The sequence below is a fragment of the Xylophilus sp. Leaf220 genome (assembly GCF_001421705.1).
GTDB lineage: Bacteria > Pseudomonadota > Gammaproteobacteria > Burkholderiales > Burkholderiaceae_C > Xylophilus.
Genome location: NZ_LMKO01000001.1, coordinates 397,362 through 418,062, shown reverse-complemented (window position 1 = coordinate 418,062; position 20,701 = coordinate 397,362). Strand labels below are relative to the sequence as shown.

Here is a 20,701-nt window from a genome sequence, read left to right as displayed (position 1 = left end):
GAAACCGAAAGAGGGAGAGGCGCAGCGGGAGGGGATGGTGCAGGAACGGCGCACCGGCGGTGTGCCGGTCGCCGCGCTGCGGGCGGGCGGATGGCGCATCAGACTTCGGACGAGAAATCGCCCGCGGCGTGGCGTTCTTCCACCGCGCGCTGGTAGCCCGGCTTGCCGCCCTGCAGCACCGTGACCAGTTCGTCGAGCACCGCCAGCATCAGCAGCCAGCAACCGACCACGAAGGTCGACTGCGGAATCCAGATCGGGATCGCGACCAGGCCGGTCGCCACCTCGGCGAACTCGTAGCTCTCCCAGGTGAACGCGGTGGCCCAGTAGGTCAGATAACCAACCGCGGCGGTCGCGATGGCCAGGCACACCGCGTCCATCCAGCGGCGCACCCGCGGCGGCACCCATTCCAGCACCAGCGTCACCCGCACGAAGTCGCCGTGGCGAAACGCATGCGCCATCGCCAGGAAGGCGGCGGCCGCGCAGAGCCAGGCCACCACGTCGTTGATGCCGCTGACCCGCAGGTTGACCTGCCGGCCCACGCCCGCCACGATCATCAGCAGGAAGATCGCGACGACGCAACTGGCGCCCAGGGCACCGGCCACATCAAACAGGCGCGCCAGCGCCCGCCGCAGCGGGCCGGGCGCATGGGCCGCGGCTGGCACCGCGCCGGCTGCCGGCCCGGCGGCGGCCGGAGGCCGAACAGCGCTCATGGCTTGCGGTAGGCGTCGACGATGGCGGCGCCGTCGGCACCGGCGGCCTTCAGCCAGTCGGCCTGCATGATGCTGCCGACCTGGCGCATGTCGGCGTCGAGCTTGGGCGAGGGCTTCATGATCTTCATGCCGCGCTCGGCCAGGAGGCGCTTGTACTCGTCGTTCTTGGCCTCGGCGATCTTCCAGCCGCGGGCTTCGGCTTCGGCGGCGGCCTTGGTCACCGCGGCCTGGGTGGCGGGGTCGAGCGCGTTGAAGCTCTTCATGTTGACCAGCACCGCGTTCTTCGGAATCCAGGCCTGGGTGTCGTAGAAGTTCTTGATGCTCTCGTAGGTCTTGGTGTCGTAGCCGGTGGAGCCCGAGGTCATGAACGCCTCGATCACGCCGGTGGCCATCGCGGCGCTGAGTTCGGCCTGCTGGATCTGCACCGGCTGCGCACCGACCAGCTCGGCGATCTTGGCGGTGGCGGGGCTGTACGCACGCCACTTGATGCCGCGCAGGTCGGCGACCGAGGCGACTTCGCGCTTGCTGTAGATGCCCTGCGGCGCCCACGGCACCGAGAACAGGATCTTCATGCCCTGCGCGGCCAGGAGCTTGTCGGTGGCGGGCTTCGACACGTCGTAGAGCTTGCGCGATTCGGCATAGGTGGTGGCCAGGAAAGGGACGCCGTCGAGCGCATAGATCGGGTTCTCGTTGGAAAAATTGGCCAGCAGGATCTCGCCGGCCTGGGCCTGGCCGCTCTGCACCGCCCGCTTGATCTCGGGCGCCTTGAACAGCGAGGCGTTGGCGTGCACCGTGACCTTGAGCTTGCCGCCGCTGGCCGCTTCCACGTCCTTGGCGAACTGGGCGATGTTCTCGGTGTGGTAGTTGGTGGCCGGGTAGGCGGTGGGCAGGTCCCACTTGGCCTGGGCGAAGGCAGAGGTCTGGGCCAGCAGCGCGACCGCGCAGGCGGCCAGGGTTCTACGGTTCATGGGAGCGGTTCCTCGGTGAAGGCCGATGGGTTGCGGAAGGAAGGACGTCGGGCACTGTGACCGCTTGCGCCCCGGGCGGGAACGGTAGATTCCCTTGCGGCGGCCCGGCGTGCCCGGTGATGGGGCTACGCAAAAACGGTGCCACTGTCGGGATGGCCGCGTCGATGCCCGGCGAAGGCCGCCGGGCCCATCCCGATTCCTCAGTTCCGGTCCGTTTCCCCGTCCGCTCCCAGCGCCGGCGGCACGTCGCCCAGCCGGGCCTGCCGATGGCGGAACAGGGCCGCCCGCATCAGGAAGATGGTGGTTACCGGAATCGTCAGCGCCACGAACACCGAGATCAGCAGCGCATGCACCGCCAGCGTGCCGTCGCGGGCCGAGAAGTACACGATGGTGGCGCAGGCCAGCGTCCAGCAGCCCATCGTCGATCCGAGCGTGGTGGCGTGGATGCGCTGGAAGAAGGTCGACAGCCGCAGCACGCCTACCGAGCCGATCAGCGCCATCGCGCTGCCGACCAGCGCCAGCACGCCGACGACGACCTCGGCCCAGAGCGGCAACTGCGCGGGCGTCATTCGATCACCTCGCCGCGCAGCAGGAACTTGGCCATGGCGGTGGAGCCGACGAAGCCGAACAGCGCGATCAGCATCGTCGCCTCGAAGTACATGCTGCTGCCGTACTGCAGGCCCATCACCAGCATCACCAGCATGCCGTTGATGTAGAAGCAGTCGAGCGCCAGCACCCGGTCCTGCGCGCTGGGGCCCTTGAGCATCCGCAGCAGGCAGCAGGCCATCGCCAACACCAGGCAGCCCAGGGCCGCCCACAGCGTCCAGTGCAGGAAAGGGCTCATTCGAAGATCTCCATCAGGGGGCGCTCGTAGCGCTGCTTGATGTCGGCGATCAGCGCTTCCGGATCGCGTGCATCGAAGACGTGCAGCAGCAGCATGCTGCGGTCCAGCGCCAGCTCGGCCCAGGCGGTGCCCGGCGTCACGCAGGTGATCATCGCCAGCACGGCCAGGGCATTGGGGTCGCGCAGGTCGAGCGGTATGTGCACGAAGTCCGACGGGATGTCGCGAGCCCGGCGGGTGAGCAGCAGGCGCGCGGTGTGCAGGTTGGACTGCATCGCATCGACGAAGACGGTGCCGAGCAGCTTCAGCACCACCCCAGGCCGGCGCATGCGCACCGGCGCCGGGCGCAGGCTGGCGGTGAGCAGCGGGCCGGCGACGGCCACCACCGCCGCCATCAGCAGCGTGGCGGGCCCGACCGACTGGGTCAGCAGCAGCCACAGTACGAACAACGCCGCGGCGAGCAGCGGATGCGGGAAGATCCGGCGCAGCAGTTTCACGGCGTGGCTCCGGGGCTGGTGCCCGAGCGGGGCGCGGTGCCGGCGGCGGGTTCGGAGTCGTACTTCTTCGGGTTCGGTACCGTCTTGGCCTGCATCACGGCCGAGATGTAGTTGGCGGGCGCTTTCAGCCCGGCGGCGGTGTCGGCGGTGTAGCGCATTGCCCGTTCGCCGAAGACGGTCAGCAGGATGCAGGCGCCCAGCAGTGCTGCGACCGGAAGGCCTTCGGCAATACGCAGGTGGGGGATGCCGCGGCCGTGGGCGGCCCAGAAGTGGCGGATGCCGGTGCGGCTCATCGCGATCAAGGTCAGCAGGCCCGAGGCCACCACCAGCGCCAGCAGCATCCACTGGGTCGTGCCGGGCCGGTTGGCGATGCCTGGGACACCTGCTGCATCGGTGATGCCCTGGTCGAGCCCGAGCGGGTTGAGCAAGGCCGACAGCATCGCGACCTTGCCGAGGAAGCCCGACAGCGGCGGCAGGCCCGCCAGCAGCAGCGTGCAGGCCATGAACGACAGGCCCAGGAAGGCGATGGCCGCGGGAATCGCGCGGCCGATCAGTTCGGCCTGCTCCTCGTCGAGGTTGATGCCCACCAAGGGCTTCAGGTCGGGCGTGAGGAAGGGCGCGTTGTCGGCCCGTTCGTGCGGCGCGTAGGTGGCGCCGTCGTTGCGCCAGCGCTCCATCAGGTCGACCAGCAGGAAGAGCGCGCTGAGCGCGAGCGTCGAAGAGACCATGTAATACAGCGCACCGGCGGTCAAGGCCCCTTGACCAAAGCCCATCGCCGCCAGCAGGGTGCCCGACGACACCAGCACGCCGTATCCTGCCAGCACGCCCAGTTTCTGCGAGGCCAGCATGCCGATCGCGCCGAAGGCCAGGGTGAGCATGCCCGCCGCGATCAGCCAGTTGCCGCCGAAGAAGGCCGACTCGCCCGCATCGGCGGAGAAGAGCAGCGACCAGAGCCGCAGCAGCGTATAGATGCCCACCTTGCTCATGATGGCGAAGATGCCCGCGACCGGCGCGGTGGCGGCGCTGTAGGCCGGCACCAGCCAGAAGTTGAGCGGCCAGACGGCGGCCTTGGTGAGGAAGGCCACCGACAGGATCGCCGCGGCCGCATGCAGCAGGCCCCGGTCGGCCGCGGCCACCTGCGGAATGCGCTGCGCCAGGTCGGCCATGTTCAGCGTGCCGGTCACGCCGTAGAGTATCGCGGTGCCGATCAGGAAGAGCGACGACGCGGCCAGGTTGATCGCGATGTAGTGCAGGCTGGCCTGCACCCGGCTGCGGCCCGAGCCGTGCAGCAGCAGGCCGTAGGAGGCGGCCAGCATGATCTCGAAGAACACGAACAGGTTGAACAGATCGGCCGTCAGGAATGCGCCGGCCAGGCCCATCAGCTGGAACTGGAACAGCGGATGGAAGTGCACGCCGGCGCGGTGCCAGCGCGACGACGCGAACAGGATCGAGGCCAGCGCCACCATGCCGGCCAGCACCAGCATCAGTGCGGACAGCCGGTCGATCGCCAGCACGATGCCGAAGGGCGCCGGCCAGTTGCCGGGCAGGTAGACCCCCACCGTGCCGACCGAGCCGTGGTGGTCCACCCAGCGCAGCAGGCCCACGGCCACCACCAGCCACAGGAAGGTCGACGCCAGGTTGACGCCGAGCTTCAGCCGCCGGCGCTCCTCGCCTGCCAGCAGCATCAGTGCGCCGGTAAGCATCGGCAGCAGGATCGGCGCGAGCAGGACATGGGGCATCAAGGCCTCGATCCAGCGGCTCATTTCTTCTGCTCCTCGCCGCCGTCGACGTGGTCGGAGCCGGTGAGGCCGCGCAGGGCCATCATCACGACGAGGAACAGCGCGGTCATGGCGAAGCCGATGACGATCGCCGTCAGCACCAGGGCCTGCGGCAGCGGATCGTCGTAGTACTGCAGGGTGGCCGGCAGGTGCGGCAGCAGCACCGGCTCGCGGTCGACCGAGAGCCGGCCCATCGCGAAGATGAACAGGTTGACCGCGTACGAGATCAGCGACAGGCCGATGATCACCTGGAAGGTGCGCGGGCGCAGCACCAGCCACACGCCCGATGCGGTGAGGATGCCGATGGCGGCCGCCAGGACGATCTCCATCAGGCGTCTCCCTTCACCGTGGCCGTGGCGGCGGCACGCAGCGCGGCCACCGGCACGCCGACCTGCGCTTCCTCGTCGCCGTCCTCCCGCGCCTGGTAGCGGTGCGCCCGCACCGACTGGTGCGCCAGCGAGGTGAGGATCAGGATGGTGGCGCCCACCACCAGCGTGAACACGCCGATGTCGAAGAAGAGGGCGCTCGCGACATGCATCTCGCCCAGGATCGGCAGGTCGAGGTGGGCGGTATGGGTTGTCATGAAGGGGTAGCCGAGGAACCAGGGACCGACACCGGTGGCGATCGCGGTCAGCAGGCCGAAAGCGATCCAGTGCCGCGGGTGCAGCCGCAGGTGCGCCTCGACCCACTGGGTTCCCGAGACGATGTACTGCAGCAGCAGCGCCACCGACATCACCAGCCCGGCGACGAAGCCGCCGCCCGGCTCGTTGTGCCCGCGCAGGAACAGGTAGACCGAGGCGACGCCGGCCAGCGGGAACAGCAGCCGGACCAGCACCGCCGGCACCATCAGGTAGCCGACGGCCGAGTCGGCCACGTTGCGCGGATTGATCAGGTCGGTGGTGGCGCTCTCCGACTGGGCGCGCTGCTGCGGCGGCAGCTGCATCGTCTCGCCCGCCGGGCGGAAGCGCCGCAGCAAGGCGTAGATGGTGAGCCCCACCACACCCAGCACCACGATCTCGCCGAAGGTGTCGAAGCCGCGGAAATCGACCAGCATCACGTTGACCACGTTGGTGCCGCCGCCTTCGGGCAGGGCCCGCTCCAGGAAGAATTCGGAAATGCTCTGCGGAAAATCGCGGGTCATCATGGCGTAGGCGATGGTGGCCATGCCGCCGCCGGCCGCCAGGGCGATCAGCAGGTCGCGCAGCCGCCGCAGCCGCTTCGACGGCGACCAGCGCTCGTCGTCGAAGCGCTTCTCGATGCGCCGCGGCAGCCAGCGCAGGCCGAGCAGGATCAGCACGGTGGTCACCACCTCGACCGAGAGCTGTGTCAGGGCCAGGTCGGGCGCGGAGAACCAGACGAAGGTGATGCAGCAGACCAGCCCTGCGCCACCCAGCAGCGTCAGGGCGGCCAGCCGGTGGTACTTGGCCTGCCAGGCGGCCCCGACGGCGCAGGCGGCGCCCAGCAGCCACAGCAGCACGAACGCGGGCGAGGCCGGCAGCAACGCGCGGTCGCCCGGCGCCGCTCCCCGGTTCCACAACCCGGCGGCCCCCGCCACCACGGCCAGGCCGACCAGCCACAGCAGCTGCGCCTGCAGCCGGCGGGTGCCCAACAGCCGGCGCGCGGTGCGGGCCAGCACCGCCAGCGTGGTCAGCACGCGGTGGAAGATGCGCTGGCCGTCCAGCAGGCCCACCAGCGGAGCTCGGACGATCCGGCCGCTGCGCAACTGGGCACGTACCGCCAGGTACACGACGATGCCGCCGCCGAGCGCCACCAGGCTCATCGCGAAGGGCAGGTTGAAGCCGTGCCAGACGGCCAGGCTGTACTCGGGCAGGGTGTCGCCCACCACCGGCAGCGCGCTGGTGCCCAGCACCCGGCCGATCGAGAGTTCGGGCACCACGCCCACCACCAGGCAGGCCAGTACCAGCAGCTCGACCGGCACCCGCATCCAGTGCGGCGGCTCGTGCGGGGTGTGCGGCAGGTCGGTGGCGCGGGGCCCGAAGAACACGTCGACGGTGAAGCGCAGGGAATAGGCGACGCTGAAGATGCCGGCGACGGTGGCGGCCACCGGCAGCCCGATCTCGATCCAGCGCGAGGCACTGACGAAGGTGGTCTCGGCGAAGAACATTTCCTTCGACAGGAAGCCGTTGAGCAACGGCACGCCCGCCATGGCCGCGCTGGCCACCATCGCCAGCGTGCCGGTGATCGGCATCAGCCGGAACAGGCCCGACAGCCGCCGGATGTCACGCGTGCCGCTCTCGTGGTCGATGATGCCGGCGGCCATGAACAGCGATGCCTTGAAGGTCGCATGGTTCATGATGTGGAAGACCGCCGCGACCGCCGCCATCGGACTGTTGAGGCCCAGCAGCAGCGTGATCAGGCCCAGGTGCGAAATGGTCGAATACGCCAGCAGGCCCTTCAGGTCGTTCTGGAACATCGCCGCGTAGGCGCCCAGCAGCAAGGTGCAGAGCCCGGCGCCGCCGACCAGCCAGAACCATTCGTCGGTGCCGGCCAGCACCGGCCAGAGCCGCGCCATCAGGAACACGCCGGCCTTCACCATCGTGGCCGAGTGCAGGTAGGCAGAGACCGGCGTCGGCGCCGCCATCGCATGCGGCAGCCAGAACTGGAAAGGGAATTGCGCGCTCTTGGTGAGGGTGCCGAGCAGGATCAGCAGCAGCGTCGGCAGGTAGAGCGGATGGGCGCGCACCAGGTCGCCTTCGGCCAGCACCACGTCGAGGTCATAGCTGCCCACGATGTGCCCCAGCAGCAGCAGGCCCGCCATCAGGCACAGCCCGCCGCTGCCGGTGACGGTGAGCGCCATGCGTGCACCGCGGCGGGCATCCTTGCGGTGGTGCCAGTAGCCGATCAGCAGGAACGAGAAGAGGCTGGTCAGTTCCCAGAAGAACGCCAGCTGCAGCAGGTTGCCCGAGAGCACCACGCCGACCATCGCCCCCATGAACGCCAGGAAGAAGGCGAAGAAGCGCGGTACCGGATCGGCCGGCGACATGTAGTAGCGGGCGTAGAGCACCACCAGCGTCCCGATGCCCAATACCAGCATGCAGAACATCCAGGCGAAACCGTCCATCCGCAGCGAGAACTCGAGCCCGATCGACGGGATCCACGAGAAGTTCTGCCGGATCACGCCGCCATCGGCGATGCGGGGAAAGTACAGCGCGGTCTGGACCGTGCAGTACAGGCCGATCAGGCCGGCGAGGGTGGATTCACGGTTGCGCGCATTGGCCGGAAGCAGGCCGGCGAGCAGGCTGCCGGCAAAGGGAAGAAGGACAAGCGCAAGGAGTTGGGACATTCGCCGACCATTCTAGTCGGCGGGTTTTCGCTGAAAGCCCTGGCATGACGCTGCTGCGGGGTTACTCCGGAAATGCGAATCGCAGGCCTTTCGGCGTGCCGTGCAGGCCCGTGCAGCGACCGGCGGCGAGCGCGTCGGTAACGACTCAGGGCTTGGCGGTGGCGGCCGGCGTCTTGCCGGCGGCAACCGTCTTCGTCTCGGGCTTCTGCGGCCTGGCGGGCTTGACCGGCTTCTCGGGTGCGGGCGCCGCCGCGACCGGCTTGGCCACCGGATAGGCCACGCCGTTCACCGTCAGGCCTTCGGCGGAATACTTGCTGGCGGTCGTGGTGCCCACGCCCCGGACCCGTGCGATGAAGTCGGGCCAGTCCTTGTAGGGCGACTTCTTGCGCTCGTCGAGGATGCGGGTCGACTTGGCCGGCCCGATGCCCTTGATCCCGTCGAGATCCGCGGCACTCGCCTGGTTCACATCGACCGCGGCGAACGACGCGGTGGCACAGAGCATCGCGGCGACCGCCACTATTTTCTTCAGCATGGAGCGCTCCTGAGGAACATGGAAACACGGCAGATGCGACACCGTGCCGCCGCCTGCCCGCGATCAACGCCCGTCGCGCGCAGGACGTTGACGGGCAGGGGTGAGCTTCACAGTTCTTCGACCCGGCGCGGAGGGTAGCTGTCCCAGGTCTGGCAACCCGGGCAGTGCCAGAAATGCTGCTTGGCCTCGAAGCCGCAGGCCGCGCACCGGAAGCGCATCAGCGGCTTGGTGGCATGGTCGAGCGCACGCTGCACGATCGGGTGGAACTGCTCCTCCTGCAGCTGTTCGCCGGCCAGCCATTTGGCGGCGGCGACCAGCGACGGTTCGCGTTCCAGGTGGCGCACGTACCAGTCGCGGCCAGTGCGGCCGGCCGTGTCCGGCACGGCCTGCTGCAGGCCCACCACCGCGTCCAGTACGTCGAGCGACGGGTTCTGCTCGTAGTAGGCGGTGAGCAGCGCCAGCGCCTCGTCCGCGCGGCCGCAGGCCTGGGCGGTTTCGGCGAACGGGGCCGCCACCAGCGGCAGCGCGGTCGGCGACACGTCGAGCAGGGTGCGCAGGGTGTCGAACGACGCCGATGCCTGGCCGGCCTGCCGCTGCAGCTGGGCCAGCTCGATGCGCGGGCGGGGCGCTTCGGGTGCGGTGTCCTGGGCCTGCTTCAGCAGGGCCAGGGCGGCATCGGTCTGGCCTGCGGCCGCCTGCGTGGCGGCCTGCTCGCACAGGTAGTGCGCGCGCCGGGTGGTGAAGTTGCCCTGCCCGGAAGTCGTGAGACGCGCGGTGATGGCGGCGGCCTGTTCCCAGTCGCGCGAGCGTTCGTAGATCGCCAGCAGCGCCAGCCGCGCCTGCTCCTCGAAGGGCGTGCCTTCCAGCCGCCGCAGGGCTTCCTCGGCCCGGTCGAGCAGGCCGGCCTTCAGGAAATCGAGCGCCAGGGCATGCTGGGCACGCTCGCGGTCGATCCGGCCCAGGTCGCCGCGGGAGAGAAGGTGCTGGTGGACCCGCACCGCGCGCTCGTACTCGCCGCGGCGCCGGAACAGGTTGCCTAGCGCGAAATGCAGCTCGGAAGTGTCGGGGTCGTTCTGCACCGCCTCGATGAAGGCGTCGATCGCCTGGTCCTGCTGTTCGTTGAGCAGGTAGTTCAGGCCCTTGAAGTACGCCTTGGGTGCCTGCCGGTTCTCCATGCGCAATTGGCGCAGGTCGAAGCGCGACGCCAGCCATCCGAGGACGAACGCCACCGGCAGGCCCAGGAGGATCCACCCCAGCCCGATATCAAAGTCCATGCGGTATCTGCGTGATGGCCGGCAGCGCTGGGTCGGCAGCGGCGGCGGTCGGTGGTGCATCGGCGGCCGGACGGTGCACCCGGCGTGCGGCACTGCGGTGCATCCACCAGCGCGGCACCATGCCGAGCACGCCGACCACGATGCCGAGCGCGAACGCGCTCAGCACCACCAGCACCAGGGGGGCGCTCCAGTGGGTACCGAAGAAGAAGTGCACCGTCGCATCCTGCTGGTTGTTCAGCGCGAAAGCGAACAGCGTAAAAAAAATGGCTGCCTTGAGCAGCCACGTGAGGTATTTCATCCGTCTCCTCGGCGTGACGGACCGATTCTAGTGGCGCGCCATGCGCCGCTCAGGCCTGCCGCCGTTGCGCAGGAAACCCGGTGGTGGCTTCGATCTCCGCGGTGCGGGCATCGACCGCTTCGCGCAGGGCCTTGCCCGGCTTGAAGTGCGGCACCCGCTTCTCGGGAATCGCCACGCTCTCGCCGCTGCGGGGATTGCGCCCCATGCGCGGCGAACGGTGGCTCACCGAAAAGCTCCCGAAGCCCCGGATCTCGATGCGGTGGCCGCGCACCAGCGCCTCGCTCACCGCGTCCAGGATCGCCTTGACGGCGGTCTCGGCATCGCGGTGCGCCAGTTGGCCGAAGCGGGCGGCCAGTTCCTCGACGAGATCGGATCGGGTCATGAGAAATATGTCGTGCAGAAAAAAGCCGGGCGGCCGCGCGAACACGTCGCGCAGAAGCCCGGCCTTCTAGGCTCAGCTGTTGTTGCTGTTGTCGAGCTTGGCGCGCAGCAGGGCGCCCAGGCTGGTGGTGCCGGCGCTCTCGCGCGACGACTGCTGGCTCAGGTTGGCCATCGCGCCTTGTTCGTCGGCCATGTCCTTGGCCTTGATCGACAGCTGGATGTTGCGGGTCTTGCGATCCACGTTGACGACCACGGCGGTGACTTCGTCGCCTTCCTTGAGCACATTGCGGGCGTCTTCCACGCGGTCGCGGGAGATTTCCGAAGCGCGCAGGTAGCCCAGGATGCCGTCGGCCAGTTCGATCTCGGCGCCGCGGGCGTCGACGGTCTTGACCTTGCCGGTCACGATCTGACCCTTGTCGTTGACCGTGGTGAAGGTGGTGAACTCGTCGGAGTCGAGCTGCTTGATGCCCAGCGAGATGCGTTCGCGGTCCACGTCGACGGCCAGCACGATCGCTTCGACTTCCTGACCCTTCTTGTAGTTGCGCACGGCGGCTTCGCCCGGCTCGTTCCAGGACAGGTCGGACAGGTGCACCAGGCCGTCGATGCCGGCAGCCAGGCCCACGAACACGCCGAAGTCGGTGATCGACTTGATCGGACCCTTGACGCGGTCGCCGCGCTTGGTGTCCTGGGCGAATTCCTGCCATGGGTTGGCCTTGCACTGCTTCATGCCCAGGCTGATGCGGCGCTTGTCTTCGTCGATCTCGAGGACCATGACTTCGACTTCGTCGCCCAGCGACACGAGCTTGGACGGTGCCACGTTCTTGTTGGTCCAGTCCATTTCGGACACGTGGACCAGGCCTTCGATGCCCGGCTCGAGTTCCACGAACGCGCCGTAGTCGGCGATGTTGGTGACCTTGCCGAACAGGCGGGTCGACTGTGGGTAGCGGCGCGAGACGCCCATCCACGGGTCGTCGCCCATCTGCTTCAGACCCAGCGAGACACGGTTCTTCTCGGTGTCGAACTTCAGGATCTTGGCGGTGATTTCCTGGCCGGCGGTGACCACTTCCGACGGGTGGCGAACGCGGCGCCATGCCATGTCGGTGATGTGCAGCAGGCCGTCGATGCCGCCGAGGTCCACGAACGCACCGTATTCGGTGATGTTCTTGACCACGCCGTTGACGATGGCGCCTTCCTTCAGGGTTTCCATCAGCTTCTGGCGCTCTTCGCCCATCGACGCTTCCACCACGGCGCGGCGCGACAGCACCACGTTGTTGCGCTTGCGGTCGAGCTTGATGACCTTGAATTCCAGGGTCTTGTTCTCGTACGGGGTCAGGTCCTTGACCGGACGGGTGTCGATCAGCGAGCCCGGCAGGAACGCGCGGATGCCGTTGACCAGGACCGTCAGGCCGCCCTTGACCTTGCCGCTGGTGGTGCCGGTGACGAATTCGCCGGATTCCAGGGCCTTCTCGAGGCTCATCCACGAGGCGAGGCGCTTGGCCTTGTCGCGCGAGAGGATGGTGTCGCCGTAGCCGTTTTCGATGGCGTCGATGGCCACCGACACGAAGTCGCCGACCTGGACTTCGACTTCGCCCTTGTCGTTCTTGAACTCGTCGAGCGGCACGTAGGCTTCGGACTTCAGGCCGGCGTTGACCACGACGAAGCTGTGCTCGATACGCACGACTTCGGCGGTGATGACCTCGCCCGGACGCATTTCCGAGCGCTGGATCGATTCTTCAAAAAGGGCGGCAAAAGATTCAGACATGTGTTTCCTGTTCCGCACGCAGGTTTACGCCCACGGAAGTGCAGGCGTTTCTAAGACTGGTGCGGCAGTGGTTGTACGGAAGGATCCGCGGTGGTTGCATGAACCCGGGCGTCGGTGCGCAAGGAGCGCGGCGGGAACGCCAGGGGCCGGTTTCTTCGAGCGTCAGGCGTGCGGCACAGGGCCGAACGGCATGCGTTCCTGCCACCAGGCAACCACCTGTTCGACCGACGATTCGACGGTCAGACCAGAGTTATCGAGTACCAGGGCGTCGCTTGCGGGCTTGAGCGGTGCGACCGCGCGGGACGAGTCCCGCAGGTCGCGCGCTTCCAGGTCGGCGCGAAGACTGTCGATGTTAGCTGGAATTCCCTTAGAAATCAACTGCTTATGGCGCCGCTCCGCTCGGTGGGCCGCGCTCGCCGTCAGATAGACCTTCAAGGTGGCCTGCGGGAAGATCACGGTGCCCATGTCGCGGCCGTCCGCGACCAGCCCTGGAAGCCTGCGAAAGCCGTGCTGAAGGGCCACCAGCGCCTCGCGCACCGAGGGCAGCGCCGAGACGCGCGAGGCGTTCATGCCGGCCTCTTCGGTGCGGATCGCGTCGGTCACGTCGTCCGCGCCGAGCCAGACTCGGCCGGCCTGGAAGCGCACCGGCAGGCCGCGCGCCATGGCCGCGATCTCGGATTCGTGGGCGGTGTCGATCGCCAGACCGGCGCGCAGGGCGGCCAGCGCGGCGATGCGGTACATCGCGCCGGAATCGAGGAAGTGGTAGCCCAGCCGGGCCGCGACCGCCGCGGCGACGGTGCCCTTGCCCGACGCCGTCGGGCCGTCGATGCACAGCACCGGAATCCGGTCGGTCGGCGTGGAGGCCACGGAGAACAACGCTTCGAAATAGTCGGGGAAGGTCTTGGCGACGCACTTCGGGTCGAGGATGCGCACCGGCAGCCCGTCCGGATTGAAGGCCGCCAGCGAAAAGCACATGGCGATCCGGTGGTCGTCGTAGGTATGGATGCTGGCCGGCCGCCACTGGCCCTGCGGCAGCGGGTGGATGCGCAGCCAGTCGGCGCCTTCCTCCACCGAGGCGCCCAGCTTGCGCGCCTCGGCCGCCATCGCGGCGATGCGGTCGGTCTCCTTCACGCGCCAGCTGCCGATGTTGCGCAGGGTGGTGGGGCCGTCGGCATAGAGCGCCATCACGGCGAGTGTCATCGCCGCATCGGGAATGTGGTTGCAGTCGAGGTCGATTGCGCGCAGCGGCCAGGCGCCGCGGGCGATGTCGAGGTGGTTGGGACCGCTCTCGATCTGCGCCCCCATCTGCCGCGCCGCCTCGACGAAGCGGATGTCGCCCTGGATCGAGTCGGCGCCCAGGCCCTGGATCCGTATGCCTTTCGTGCCCGGAGCCGGCGCCGCGAGCGCGCCGAGTGCTATGAAATAGCTAGCAGACGACGCATCGGCCTCGACATGGATGCTGCCCGGCGACCGGTAGCGGCTGCCGGCCGGAATGGTGAACCGCTGCCAGCCGTCGCGCTGCACCGCGATGCCGAAGCGGGCCAGCAGGTTGAGCGTGATGTCGATGTACGGCCGCGAGATCAGCTCGCCCTGCACCTCGATCACCACGTCGCGCTCTGCCGCCACCAGCGGCAACGCCAGCAGCAGGGCGGTGAGGAACTGGCTCGACACGTCGCCGCGCACCGGGATCGGGGCGTCCAGCGCCAGCGCGGGCCGGCCGATGGACAGGGGCGGGAAGCCGTCGTGGCCCAGGTAGTCGATCCGGCAGCCCAGCGCGCGCAGCGCCGCGACCAGGTCGCCGATCGGCCGCTCGTGCATCCGCGGCACGCCTTCCAGGGTGAAGTCGCCGCCCAGGATCGCCAGCGCCGCCGTCAGCGGCCGCATCGCGGTGCCGGCGTTGCCCAGGAACAGCCGTGCGGCGGCGGCCGGCGGCCGGCCGCCCAGGCCGGTGATGGCGACGGTGCCGTCCGCCTCCGCCACGCCGCAGCCGAGCTGGACCAGTGCGGCCAGCATCACCCGGGTGTCGTCGGAGTCGAGGAGGTCGAAGACGGTGGTCGTGCCCTCGCTCAGCGCGGCCAGCAGCAGCACGCGGTTGGAGATGCTCTTGGAGCCGGGCAGCGCGACGGTGCCGCCGGCATGGGCCAGTGCGGGGATGTCGAGGAATTCGGTGGCGTACATGCGGGCGGGCACAGCGGCGGTAGAACGATCAGGGCGCGTCGGACGAGGAGGCGGTCGGCATCTGCCAGCCGCTGCGGGCCTGGCTGGCGCGGGCGATCAGGGCCTCGAGCGCCGCGGCGTCGCCGCGCTGCATCGCCGCTTCGAGTTCGGCCAGGGCGGCCTGGAAGGCCTGCGACTGCCGCATCATCTCTTCGCGGTTGGCCAGCAGGATGTCGCGCCACATCACCGGATCGGCACCGGCGATGCGGGTGAAATCGCGAAAACCGGGACCGCCCAGGCCGAGGAAGGTTTCGCCCTGCGCCTGGCCGGTCACCGCGTTCATCGCGGCGAAGGCCAGCAGGTGGGGCAGGTGGCTGACGGCGGCGAAGGCGGCGTCGTGGTCCTGCGGCGCCATCTTGCGCACCCGGCAGCCGATCGCCGTCCAGACCGTCTCGGCGCGTTGCAACTGGGCGGTCAGGGTTCGCTCGATCGGGGTCAGGATCACCTGGCGGTCGCGGTACAGGTCGGCGTTGGCCTGGCCGACCCCCGCCGTCTCGGCGCCCGCGATCGGATGCGCCGGCACGAAGGAGCCGACCCGGTCGCGCAGCGCATGGCGGGCGGCCTCGACCACGTCGGCCTTGGTGGAGCCGACGTCCATCACCAGCATCTGCGGCGTGATCAGGTGCCGGATCGCCTTCAGCGTCGGCTCGGTGGCGGCTACCGGCACCGCCAGCAGCACGATGTCGGCGCCGGCGACGGCCAGCAGGGCCGACGGCGCCTCGACGTCGATCACGCCCATCTGGCGGGCCCGGTCGGTGGTGGAGGGCGACTTGCTGTAACCGACGACGCGTTTGACCAGGCCTGCGCGCTTGAGCGCCAGCGCGAACGAGCCGCCCATGAGCCCGCAGCCGATCAGGCCCAGTTGCTCGAACATCAGGCTGCGACCGGGTAGGTACCCAGCACCTTGTAGAAGGCGCACAGGCCGCGCAGCTCGTCGAGTGCCCGGGCCACGTGCGGCTGGGCCGGGTGGCCGTCGATGTCGATGTAGAAGTAGTAGTCCCACTGGCCGGTGCGGGCCGGACGGGATTCGAAGCGCGTCATCGAGACGCCGTGGGTCTTGAGCGGCACCAGCAGGTCGTGCACCGCGCCGGGCTCGTTGGGCACCGAGACGATCAGGCTGGTGCAGTCCTTGCCCGACACCGGTGGCGTGCCGAGGGTCTGCGGCAGGCAGATCACCGCGAAGCGGGTCCGGTTGTAGGCATCGTCCTGGATCGCGTGCGCCACGATGTGCAGGCCGAACTGGGTGGCGGCGCGCTCGCTGGCCAGGCCTGCCCAGGCGGGGTTGGTGGCGGCCAGGCGGGCGCCCTCGGCATTGCTCGACACCGGCCGGCGCTCGGCGTGCGGCAGGTGCTTGGAGAGCCAGGCCTGGCACTGGGCCAGCGCCTGCGGATGGGCCAGCACCGCCTCGATGTTCTCGACCGAGTTGTGCTGGCGCAGCAGGTTGTGGCGCACCAGCAGGCTCACCTCGCCGACCACATGGGTGGGGGTGTGCAGGAACAGGTCGAGCGAGCGGGTGACGACGCCCTCCACCGAATTCTCGACGCCCACCACGCCGAACTGCGCGCTGCCCGCGGCGGTGGCGTGGAACACCTCGTCGAAGTTGGCGCAGTACACCAGGTCGGCGGCGCCGCCGAAGAACTCGACCGCCGCCTGCTCGCAGAAGGTGCCGGCCGGGCCGAGCACCGCCACGCGCTGGGGCGATTCCAGGGCCAGGCAGGCCGACATGATCTCGCGCCACACCGCGGCCACGTGCTGGCTCCTGAGCGGGCCGGGGTTGGCCGTCTGGATCTTCTCGATCACCTGGGCCACACGGTCGGGACGGAAGAACGGGGTGCCTTCGCGCTTCTTGAGCTCGCCCACCTGCTCGGCGACGCGGGCGCGCTGGTTGAGCAACTGCAGCAACTGCTGGTCGAGCGAATCGATCTGCACCCGCAGATCGGACAGGGTGACGGGGGTCGACGGTGGGTTCATGCGTGCTGGGCCTCAGGTCTGCGTTTTCTCGAAATCGTGGAGATAGTCGACCAGCGCTTCGACCCCCGCGAGCGGCATCGCGTTGTAGATGCTGGCCCGCATGCCGCCGACCGACTTGTGCCCCTTGAGCTGCAGCAGGCCGCGAGCCTTGGCGCCCGACAGGAAGGCCTCGTTGCGGCTCTCGTCGCGCAGCAGGAAGGGCACGTTCATCCGCGAGCGGCAGGACGGGTCGATCGGGTTCAGGTAGAGCTGCGACGCGTCGATCGCGTCGTACAGCAGCTTGGCCTTGGCGATGTTGCGCGCCTCCATCGCGGCGATGCCGGTGCGGCCGCCCTCGGTCTGGCGCTTGAGCCACTGGAAGGTGAGGCCCGCGACGTAGATACCCCAGGTCGGCGGCGTGTTGTACATCGAGCCGTTGTCGGCCACCAGCTTGTAGTCGAACGCGCTGGGGCAGGCCGGCAGCGCGTGGCCGACCAGGTCTTCCCGCACCACGACCAGCGTCAGGCCGGCAGGGCCCAGGTTCTTCTGCGCGCCGCCGAAGGCCAGGCCCACGCGCGACCAGTCGACCGGCCGCGACGCGACGTGCGAAGAGAAATCCACCACCAGCGGCGCGTCGCTGCCGAGCGCCTTCAGGTCGGGCAGCTCCTGGAATTCGACGCCGTGGATCGTCTCGTTGCTGCAGAGGTGCAGGTAGCTGGCGCCGCGGCTGAGTTGCCAGGTCGCCGGGGCCGGAATGCTGTGATGGCCGTCCGCCTCGTTGCTGGCGACGACGTTGACGGTGCTGCAGTACTTGCGCGCTTCCTTGACCGACTTCTGGCTCCAGCTGCCGGTCACGACGAAATCGGTGGTGCCGGCCCGCGACAGGTTCAGCGGCACGATCGCGTTCTCGCCCAGTCCGCCGCCCTGCATGAACAGGATCTTGAAGTGTGCGGGCACGGCGAGCAGTTCGCGCAGGTCGGCCTCGGCCTGCTCGTAGATCGAGATGAATTCCTTGCCGCGGTGGCTCATCTCCATCACGCCCATGCCGCTGCCGTGCCAGTCGAGCATCTCGTCGGCCGCCTGGCGCAGCACCTCTTCGGGAATGGCGGCGGGGCCGGCGGAGAAGTTGTAGGGACGGGTCATCGGATCGGAACGTGAGGTTCTGAATGAAAAGTGGCTGTAGCCGGCGCGGTACGCCGGCTTCTAGCTATTGAAATAATAGCAAGCGGTGGCCGGTGCGGTTCCGGTCCGGCGCTGGCCGGTCGGCTTACTCGGCATCGGGCGCCGGGGCATCGCCCATCTCGCCGTTGTCGCCGGTATCGCTGGCAGCGTCGTCGGCCGCGCCGGTATCCGGCTCGGCATCCTCCTCCCCGAGCGCGGCGGCCACGTTGGCATCGTTCTCCACGATGCGCTGCAGGCCCGACAGGCGCGAGCCTTCGTCCAGCCCGATCAGCGTCACGCCCTGTGTGGCACGCCCCAGCTCGCGGATTTCGGCCACCCGGGTGCGGACCAGCACACCGCGGTCGGTGATCAGCATGATCTCGTCGTCGGCATGCACAAGGGTGGCGGCGACGACCTTGCCGTTGCGCTCGCTCTGCTGGATGGCGATCATCCCCTTGGTGCCGCGCCCGTGGCGGGTGTACTCGGTGATCGAGGTGCGCTTGCCGTAGCCGTTCTCGGTGGCGGTCAGCACGCTCTGCTGCTCGTCCTCTGCCACCAGCATCGCGATCACCGCCTGGCCTTCGGGCAGGTCCATGCCGCGCACGCCACGGGTGTTGCGGCCCAGGGCACGGACGTCGTTCTCGTCGAAGCGCACCGCCTTGCCGCCGTCCGAGAACAGCATCACGTCGTGGGTGCCGTCGGTGAGCGCGGCGCCCACCAGGTAGTCGCCCTCGTCGAGGTTGATCGCGATGATGCCGGCCTTGCGCGGGTTGCTGAACTCGTCCAGCGCGGTCTTCTTGACCGTGCCCATGCGGGTGCCCATGAACACGTACTGGTCGGCGGGGAAGGTGCGCTTCTCGCCAGTCAGCGGCAGCACGACGTTGATCTTCTCGCCGTCCTGCAGCGGGAACATGTTGACGATCGGCCGGCCACGCGATCCGCGGGATCCGGCCGGCACCTCCCATACCTTGAGCCAATAAAGCCGGCCGCGGTTGGAGAAGCACAGGATGTAGTCGTGCGTGTTGGCGATAAAGAGCTGGTCGATCCAGTCGTCTTCCTTCGTCGCCGTCGCCTGCTTGCCGCGGCCGCCGCGCTTCTGGGCGCGGTATTCGGAGAGCGGCTGGCTCTTGATGTAGCCGGTATGCGAGAGCGTCACGACCATGTCGGTCGGGGTGATCAGGTCCTCGGTGGAGAGGTCGAAGGAGCTGTGCTCGACCAGGCTGCGGCGCGCACCCAGCTTGCTCTGGCCGAACTCGGTGCGGATCGTGGTCAGCTCTTCGCCGATGATCGTCGAGACGCGCTCGGGCTTGGCTAGGATGTCGAGCAGGTCCTCGATCACCGACATCACGTCCTTGTATTCGTTGACGATCTTGTCCTGCTCCAGGCCGGTCAGGCGCTGCAGGCGCATCTGCAGGATTTCCTGCGCCTGGGTGTCGGAGAGGCGGTAGAGGCCGTCGCCGCCCATGCCGTAGTCGGCTTCCAGACCTTCGGGACGGTAGTCGTCGGCGTTGATCACGCCGCCGTCGGCGCGGGTGCGGGTCAGCATCTCGCGCACCAGCTTGCTGTCCCACGGACGGGCCATCAGCTCGGCCTTGGCGACCGGCGGCGTGGGAGACTCGCGGATGATGCGGATGAAGTCGTCGATGTTGGCCAGCGCCACCGCCAGGCCTTCGAGCACGTGGCCGCGGTCGCGCGCCTTGCGCAGTTCGAACACGGTGCGGCGCGTCACCACTTCGCGGCGGTGCTGCAGGAAGACCGAGATCAGGTCCTTCAGGTTGCACAGGCGCGGCTGGCCGTCGACCAGCGCCACCATGTTGATGCCGAAGGTGTCCTGCAGCTGGGTCTGCTTGTAGAGGTTGTTGAGCACCACCTCGGGTACTTCACCGCGCTTGAGCTCGATCACCAGGCGCATGCCCGACTTGTCGGACTCGTCCTGGATGTGGCTGATGCCGTCGATCTTCTTCTCGTGCACCAGCTCGGCCATCCGCTCCTGGAGCGTCTTCTTGTTGACCTGGTAGGGGAGCTCGTCGACGATGATCGCCTGGCGCTGGCCGCGGTCGATGTCCTCGAAGTGGCACTTGGCCCGCATCACCACCTTGCCGCGACCGGTGCGATAGCCGTCCTTCACCCCGTTGATGCCGTAGATGATGCCGGCGGTAGGGAAGTCGGGCGCCGGGATGATCTCCATCAGGTCGTCGATGGAGGCCTCGGGGTTGCGCAGCAGGTGCAGGCAGGCATCCACCACCTCGTTGAGGTTGTGCGGCGGGATGTTGGTCGCCATGCCCACCGCGATGCCGGCCGATCCGTTGACCAGCAGGTTCGGCAGCTTGCTCGGCAGCACCGCCGGTTCCTGTTCGCTGCCGTCGTAGTTGGGCTGGAAATCGACGGTTTCCTTGTCGATGTCGCCCAGCATCTCGTGGGCGATCTTGGCGAGGCGAATTTCCGTATACCGCATCGCGGCGGCGTTGTCACCGTCCACCGATCCGAAATTGCCCTGGCCGTCGACCAGCATGTGGCGCAGCGAGAAGTCCTGCGCCATCCGCACGATCGTGTCGTAGACCGCGCTGTCGCCGTGCGGGTGGTACTTGCCGATCACGTCGCCCACGATGCGGGCCGACTTCTTGTAAGGGCGGTTCCAGTCGTTGTTGAGCTCGTGCATCGCGAAGAGCACGCGGCGGTGGACCGGCTTCAGACCGTCCCGCGCATCGGGAAGGGCCCGGCCCACGATCACGCTCATCGCGTAATCCAAATAGCTGCGCCTCATTTCTTCTTCGAGACTAATGGGCAGCGTTTCTTTGGCGAACTGGGTCATGAAGAATGGGCTCTGACGGCGGAAGGAAGAATCATTTTACGGGCAAGCCGCTGTAGTGCCTCTGCAACACAAACGGGTGATGCGTCGCTGTCCTACGGCATGCGTGACGTTTTGGCAACGATTCCCGGGGACCCTATGGCACAATGAATTCAACGTTTTTGGTGATGGTCACTGACGACGTATTGATTCGCAGCGCGGCTGCGGCTTTTTCCCCAA

Annotated in this window: 18 protein-coding genes; all 18 read right to left on the bottom strand. The window is 68.3% G+C overall.

What is annotated here, in order from left to right; translation table 11 throughout:
* Positions 1-98 precede the first annotated feature (98 nt).
* The gene (locus tag ASE76_RS01905) at positions 99-632 is read right to left on the bottom strand and encodes a TRAP transporter small permease (protein WP_055835482.1); all 534 of its coding nucleotides are present in this window, start codon (positions 630-632) and stop codon (positions 99-101) included.
* A 74-nt stretch (positions 633-706) separates the two neighbouring features.
* Positions 707-1,678 carry a TRAP transporter substrate-binding protein gene (locus ASE76_RS01900; RefSeq protein WP_055833856.1) on the bottom strand — a complete coding sequence of 324 codons (972 nt, stop codon included), beginning with the start codon at positions 1,676-1,678 and terminating at the stop codon, positions 707-709.
* 200 nt (positions 1,679-1,878) lie between these two features.
* Positions 1,879-2,247: a monovalent cation/H(+) antiporter subunit G gene (locus tag ASE76_RS01895; protein ID WP_055833853.1), complete on the bottom strand. Its 369-nt coding sequence runs from the start codon at positions 2,245-2,247 to the stop codon at positions 1,879-1,881.
* Complete coding sequence (locus ASE76_RS01890) at positions 2,244-2,522, bottom strand: K+/H+ antiporter subunit F (RefSeq protein ID WP_055833850.1); 279 nt, start codon at positions 2,520-2,522, stop codon at positions 2,244-2,246. The genes ASE76_RS01895 and ASE76_RS01890 overlap by 4 nt, the downstream gene beginning before the upstream one ends.
* On the bottom strand, positions 2,519-3,007 hold the full coding sequence (locus tag ASE76_RS01885; RefSeq protein ID WP_082447968.1) for a Na+/H+ antiporter subunit E: 489 nt from the start codon (positions 3,005-3,007) through the stop codon (positions 2,519-2,521). The genes ASE76_RS01890 and ASE76_RS01885 overlap by 4 nt, the downstream gene beginning before the upstream one ends.
* A gap of 5 nt (positions 3,008-3,012) precedes the next feature.
* Positions 3,013-4,779: a monovalent cation/H+ antiporter subunit D gene (locus ASE76_RS01880; protein ID WP_055833848.1), complete on the bottom strand. Its 1,767-nt coding sequence runs from the start codon at positions 4,777-4,779 to the stop codon at positions 3,013-3,015.
* Positions 4,776-5,123: a Na+/H+ antiporter subunit C gene (locus ASE76_RS01875; RefSeq protein ID WP_055833845.1), complete on the bottom strand. Its 348-nt coding sequence runs from the start codon at positions 5,121-5,123 to the stop codon at positions 4,776-4,778. The genes ASE76_RS01880 and ASE76_RS01875 overlap by 4 nt, the downstream gene beginning before the upstream one ends.
* Positions 5,123-8,098 (bottom strand): monovalent cation/H+ antiporter subunit A, encoded by a 2,976-nt coding sequence (locus ASE76_RS01870; RefSeq protein WP_055833841.1) that lies wholly within the window; start codon positions 8,096-8,098, stop codon positions 5,123-5,125. The genes ASE76_RS01875 and ASE76_RS01870 overlap by 1 nt, the downstream gene beginning before the upstream one ends.
* 145 nt (positions 8,099-8,243) lie before the next feature.
* Positions 8,244-8,630, bottom strand: a complete 387-nt coding sequence (locus tag ASE76_RS01865; protein WP_055833838.1) for a helix-hairpin-helix domain-containing protein — start codon at positions 8,628-8,630, stop codon at positions 8,244-8,246.
* A gap of 107 nt (positions 8,631-8,737) precedes the next feature.
* Positions 8,738-9,904 (bottom strand): lipopolysaccharide assembly protein LapB, encoded by a 1,167-nt coding sequence (gene lapB / locus ASE76_RS01860; protein WP_055833835.1) that lies wholly within the window; start codon positions 9,902-9,904, stop codon positions 8,738-8,740.
* A complete protein-coding gene (locus ASE76_RS01855) occupies positions 9,894-10,202 on the bottom strand; it encodes a lipopolysaccharide assembly LapA domain-containing protein (RefSeq protein ID WP_055833832.1) in 309 nt (102 codons plus the stop codon). Before ASE76_RS01855 ends, lapB begins: the two co-directional genes overlap by 11 nt.
* A 49-nt stretch (positions 10,203-10,251) precedes the next feature.
* Complete coding sequence (locus tag ASE76_RS01850) at positions 10,252-10,584, bottom strand: integration host factor subunit beta (protein WP_055833829.1); 333 nt, start codon at positions 10,582-10,584, stop codon at positions 10,252-10,254.
* 72 nt (positions 10,585-10,656) lie between these two features.
* Positions 10,657-12,345: a 30S ribosomal protein S1 gene (rpsA, locus tag ASE76_RS01845; protein WP_055833826.1), complete on the bottom strand. Its 1,689-nt coding sequence runs from the start codon at positions 12,343-12,345 to the stop codon at positions 10,657-10,659.
* Positions 12,346-12,507: 162 nt separating this feature from the next.
* Entirely contained in the window at positions 12,508-14,523 is a 2,016-nt protein-coding gene (locus ASE76_RS01840) for a bifunctional 3-phosphoshikimate 1-carboxyvinyltransferase/cytidylate kinase (RefSeq protein ID WP_055833823.1), read from the bottom strand.
* Between the two features lie 28 nt (positions 14,524-14,551).
* Positions 14,552-15,436, bottom strand: a complete 885-nt coding sequence (locus ASE76_RS01835; RefSeq protein WP_055833821.1) for a prephenate dehydrogenase/arogenate dehydrogenase family protein — start codon at positions 15,434-15,436, stop codon at positions 14,552-14,554.
* Positions 15,436-16,533 (bottom strand): prephenate dehydratase, encoded by a 1,098-nt coding sequence (gene pheA / locus ASE76_RS01830; RefSeq protein WP_055833818.1) that lies wholly within the window; start codon positions 16,531-16,533, stop codon positions 15,436-15,438. The genes ASE76_RS01835 and pheA overlap by 1 nt, the downstream gene beginning before the upstream one ends.
* A 12-nt stretch (positions 16,534-16,545) precedes the next feature.
* Positions 16,546-17,655 carry a 3-phosphoserine/phosphohydroxythreonine transaminase gene (gene serC, locus ASE76_RS01825; RefSeq protein WP_055833814.1) on the bottom strand — a complete coding sequence of 370 codons (1,110 nt, stop codon included), beginning with the start codon at positions 17,653-17,655 and terminating at the stop codon, positions 16,546-16,548.
* A 124-nt stretch (positions 17,656-17,779) separates the two neighbouring features.
* Positions 17,780-20,485 carry a DNA gyrase subunit A gene (gene gyrA / locus ASE76_RS01820; RefSeq protein ID WP_055833811.1) on the bottom strand — a complete coding sequence of 902 codons (2,706 nt, stop codon included), beginning with the start codon at positions 20,483-20,485 and terminating at the stop codon, positions 17,780-17,782.
* Positions 20,486-20,701 lie beyond the last annotated feature (216 nt).

Bases quoted from the DNA above. Each gene is read 5' to 3' on its own strand.
- ASE76_RS01855 (WP_055833832.1), bottom strand. From the start codon at position 10,202: ATGAAATACCTCACGTGGCTGCTCAAGGCAGCCATTTTTTTTACGCTG.
- ASE76_RS01870 (WP_055833841.1), bottom strand. From the start codon at position 8,098: ATGTCCCAACTCCTTGCGCTTGTCCTTCTTCCCTTTGCCGGCAGCCTG.
- ASE76_RS01900 (WP_055833856.1), bottom strand. From the start codon at position 1,678: ATGAACCGTAGAACCCTGGCCGCCTGCGCGGTCGCGCTGCTGGCCCAG.
- serC (WP_055833814.1), bottom strand. From the start codon at position 17,655: ATGACCCGTCCCTACAACTTCTCCGCCGGCCCCGCCGCCATTCCCGAA.
- ASE76_RS01880 (WP_055833848.1), bottom strand. From the start codon at position 4,779: ATGAGCCGCTGGATCGAGGCCTTGATGCCCCATGTCCTGCTCGCGCCG.
- ASE76_RS01835 (WP_055833821.1), bottom strand. From the start codon at position 15,436: ATGTTCGAGCAACTGGGCCTGATCGGCTGCGGGCTCATGGGCGGCTCG.
- ASE76_RS01840 (WP_055833823.1), bottom strand. From the start codon at position 14,523: ATGTACGCCACCGAATTCCTCGACATCCCCGCACTGGCCCATGCCGGC.
- ASE76_RS01850 (WP_055833829.1), bottom strand. From the start codon at position 10,584: ATGACCCGATCCGATCTCGTCGAGGAACTGGCCGCCCGCTTCGGCCAA.
- ASE76_RS01895 (WP_055833853.1), bottom strand. From the start codon at position 2,247: ATGACGCCCGCGCAGTTGCCGCTCTGGGCCGAGGTCGTCGTCGGCGTG.
- pheA (WP_055833818.1), bottom strand. From the start codon at position 16,533: ATGAACCCACCGTCGACCCCCGTCACCCTGTCCGATCTGCGGGTGCAG.
- rpsA (WP_055833826.1), bottom strand. From the start codon at position 12,345: ATGTCTGAATCTTTTGCCGCCCTTTTTGAAGAATCGATCCAGCGCTCG.
- ASE76_RS01875 (WP_055833845.1), bottom strand. From the start codon at position 5,123: ATGGAGATCGTCCTGGCGGCCGCCATCGGCATCCTCACCGCATCGGGC.
- lapB (WP_055833835.1), bottom strand. From the start codon at position 9,904: ATGGACTTTGATATCGGGCTGGGGTGGATCCTCCTGGGCCTGCCGGTG.
- gyrA (WP_055833811.1), bottom strand. From the start codon at position 20,485: ATGACCCAGTTCGCCAAAGAAACGCTGCCCATTAGTCTCGAAGAAGAA.
- ASE76_RS01890 (WP_055833850.1), bottom strand. From the start codon at position 2,522: ATGAGCCCTTTCCTGCACTGGACGCTGTGGGCGGCCCTGGGCTGCCTG.
- ASE76_RS01865 (WP_055833838.1), bottom strand. From the start codon at position 8,630: ATGCTGAAGAAAATAGTGGCGGTCGCCGCGATGCTCTGTGCCACCGCG.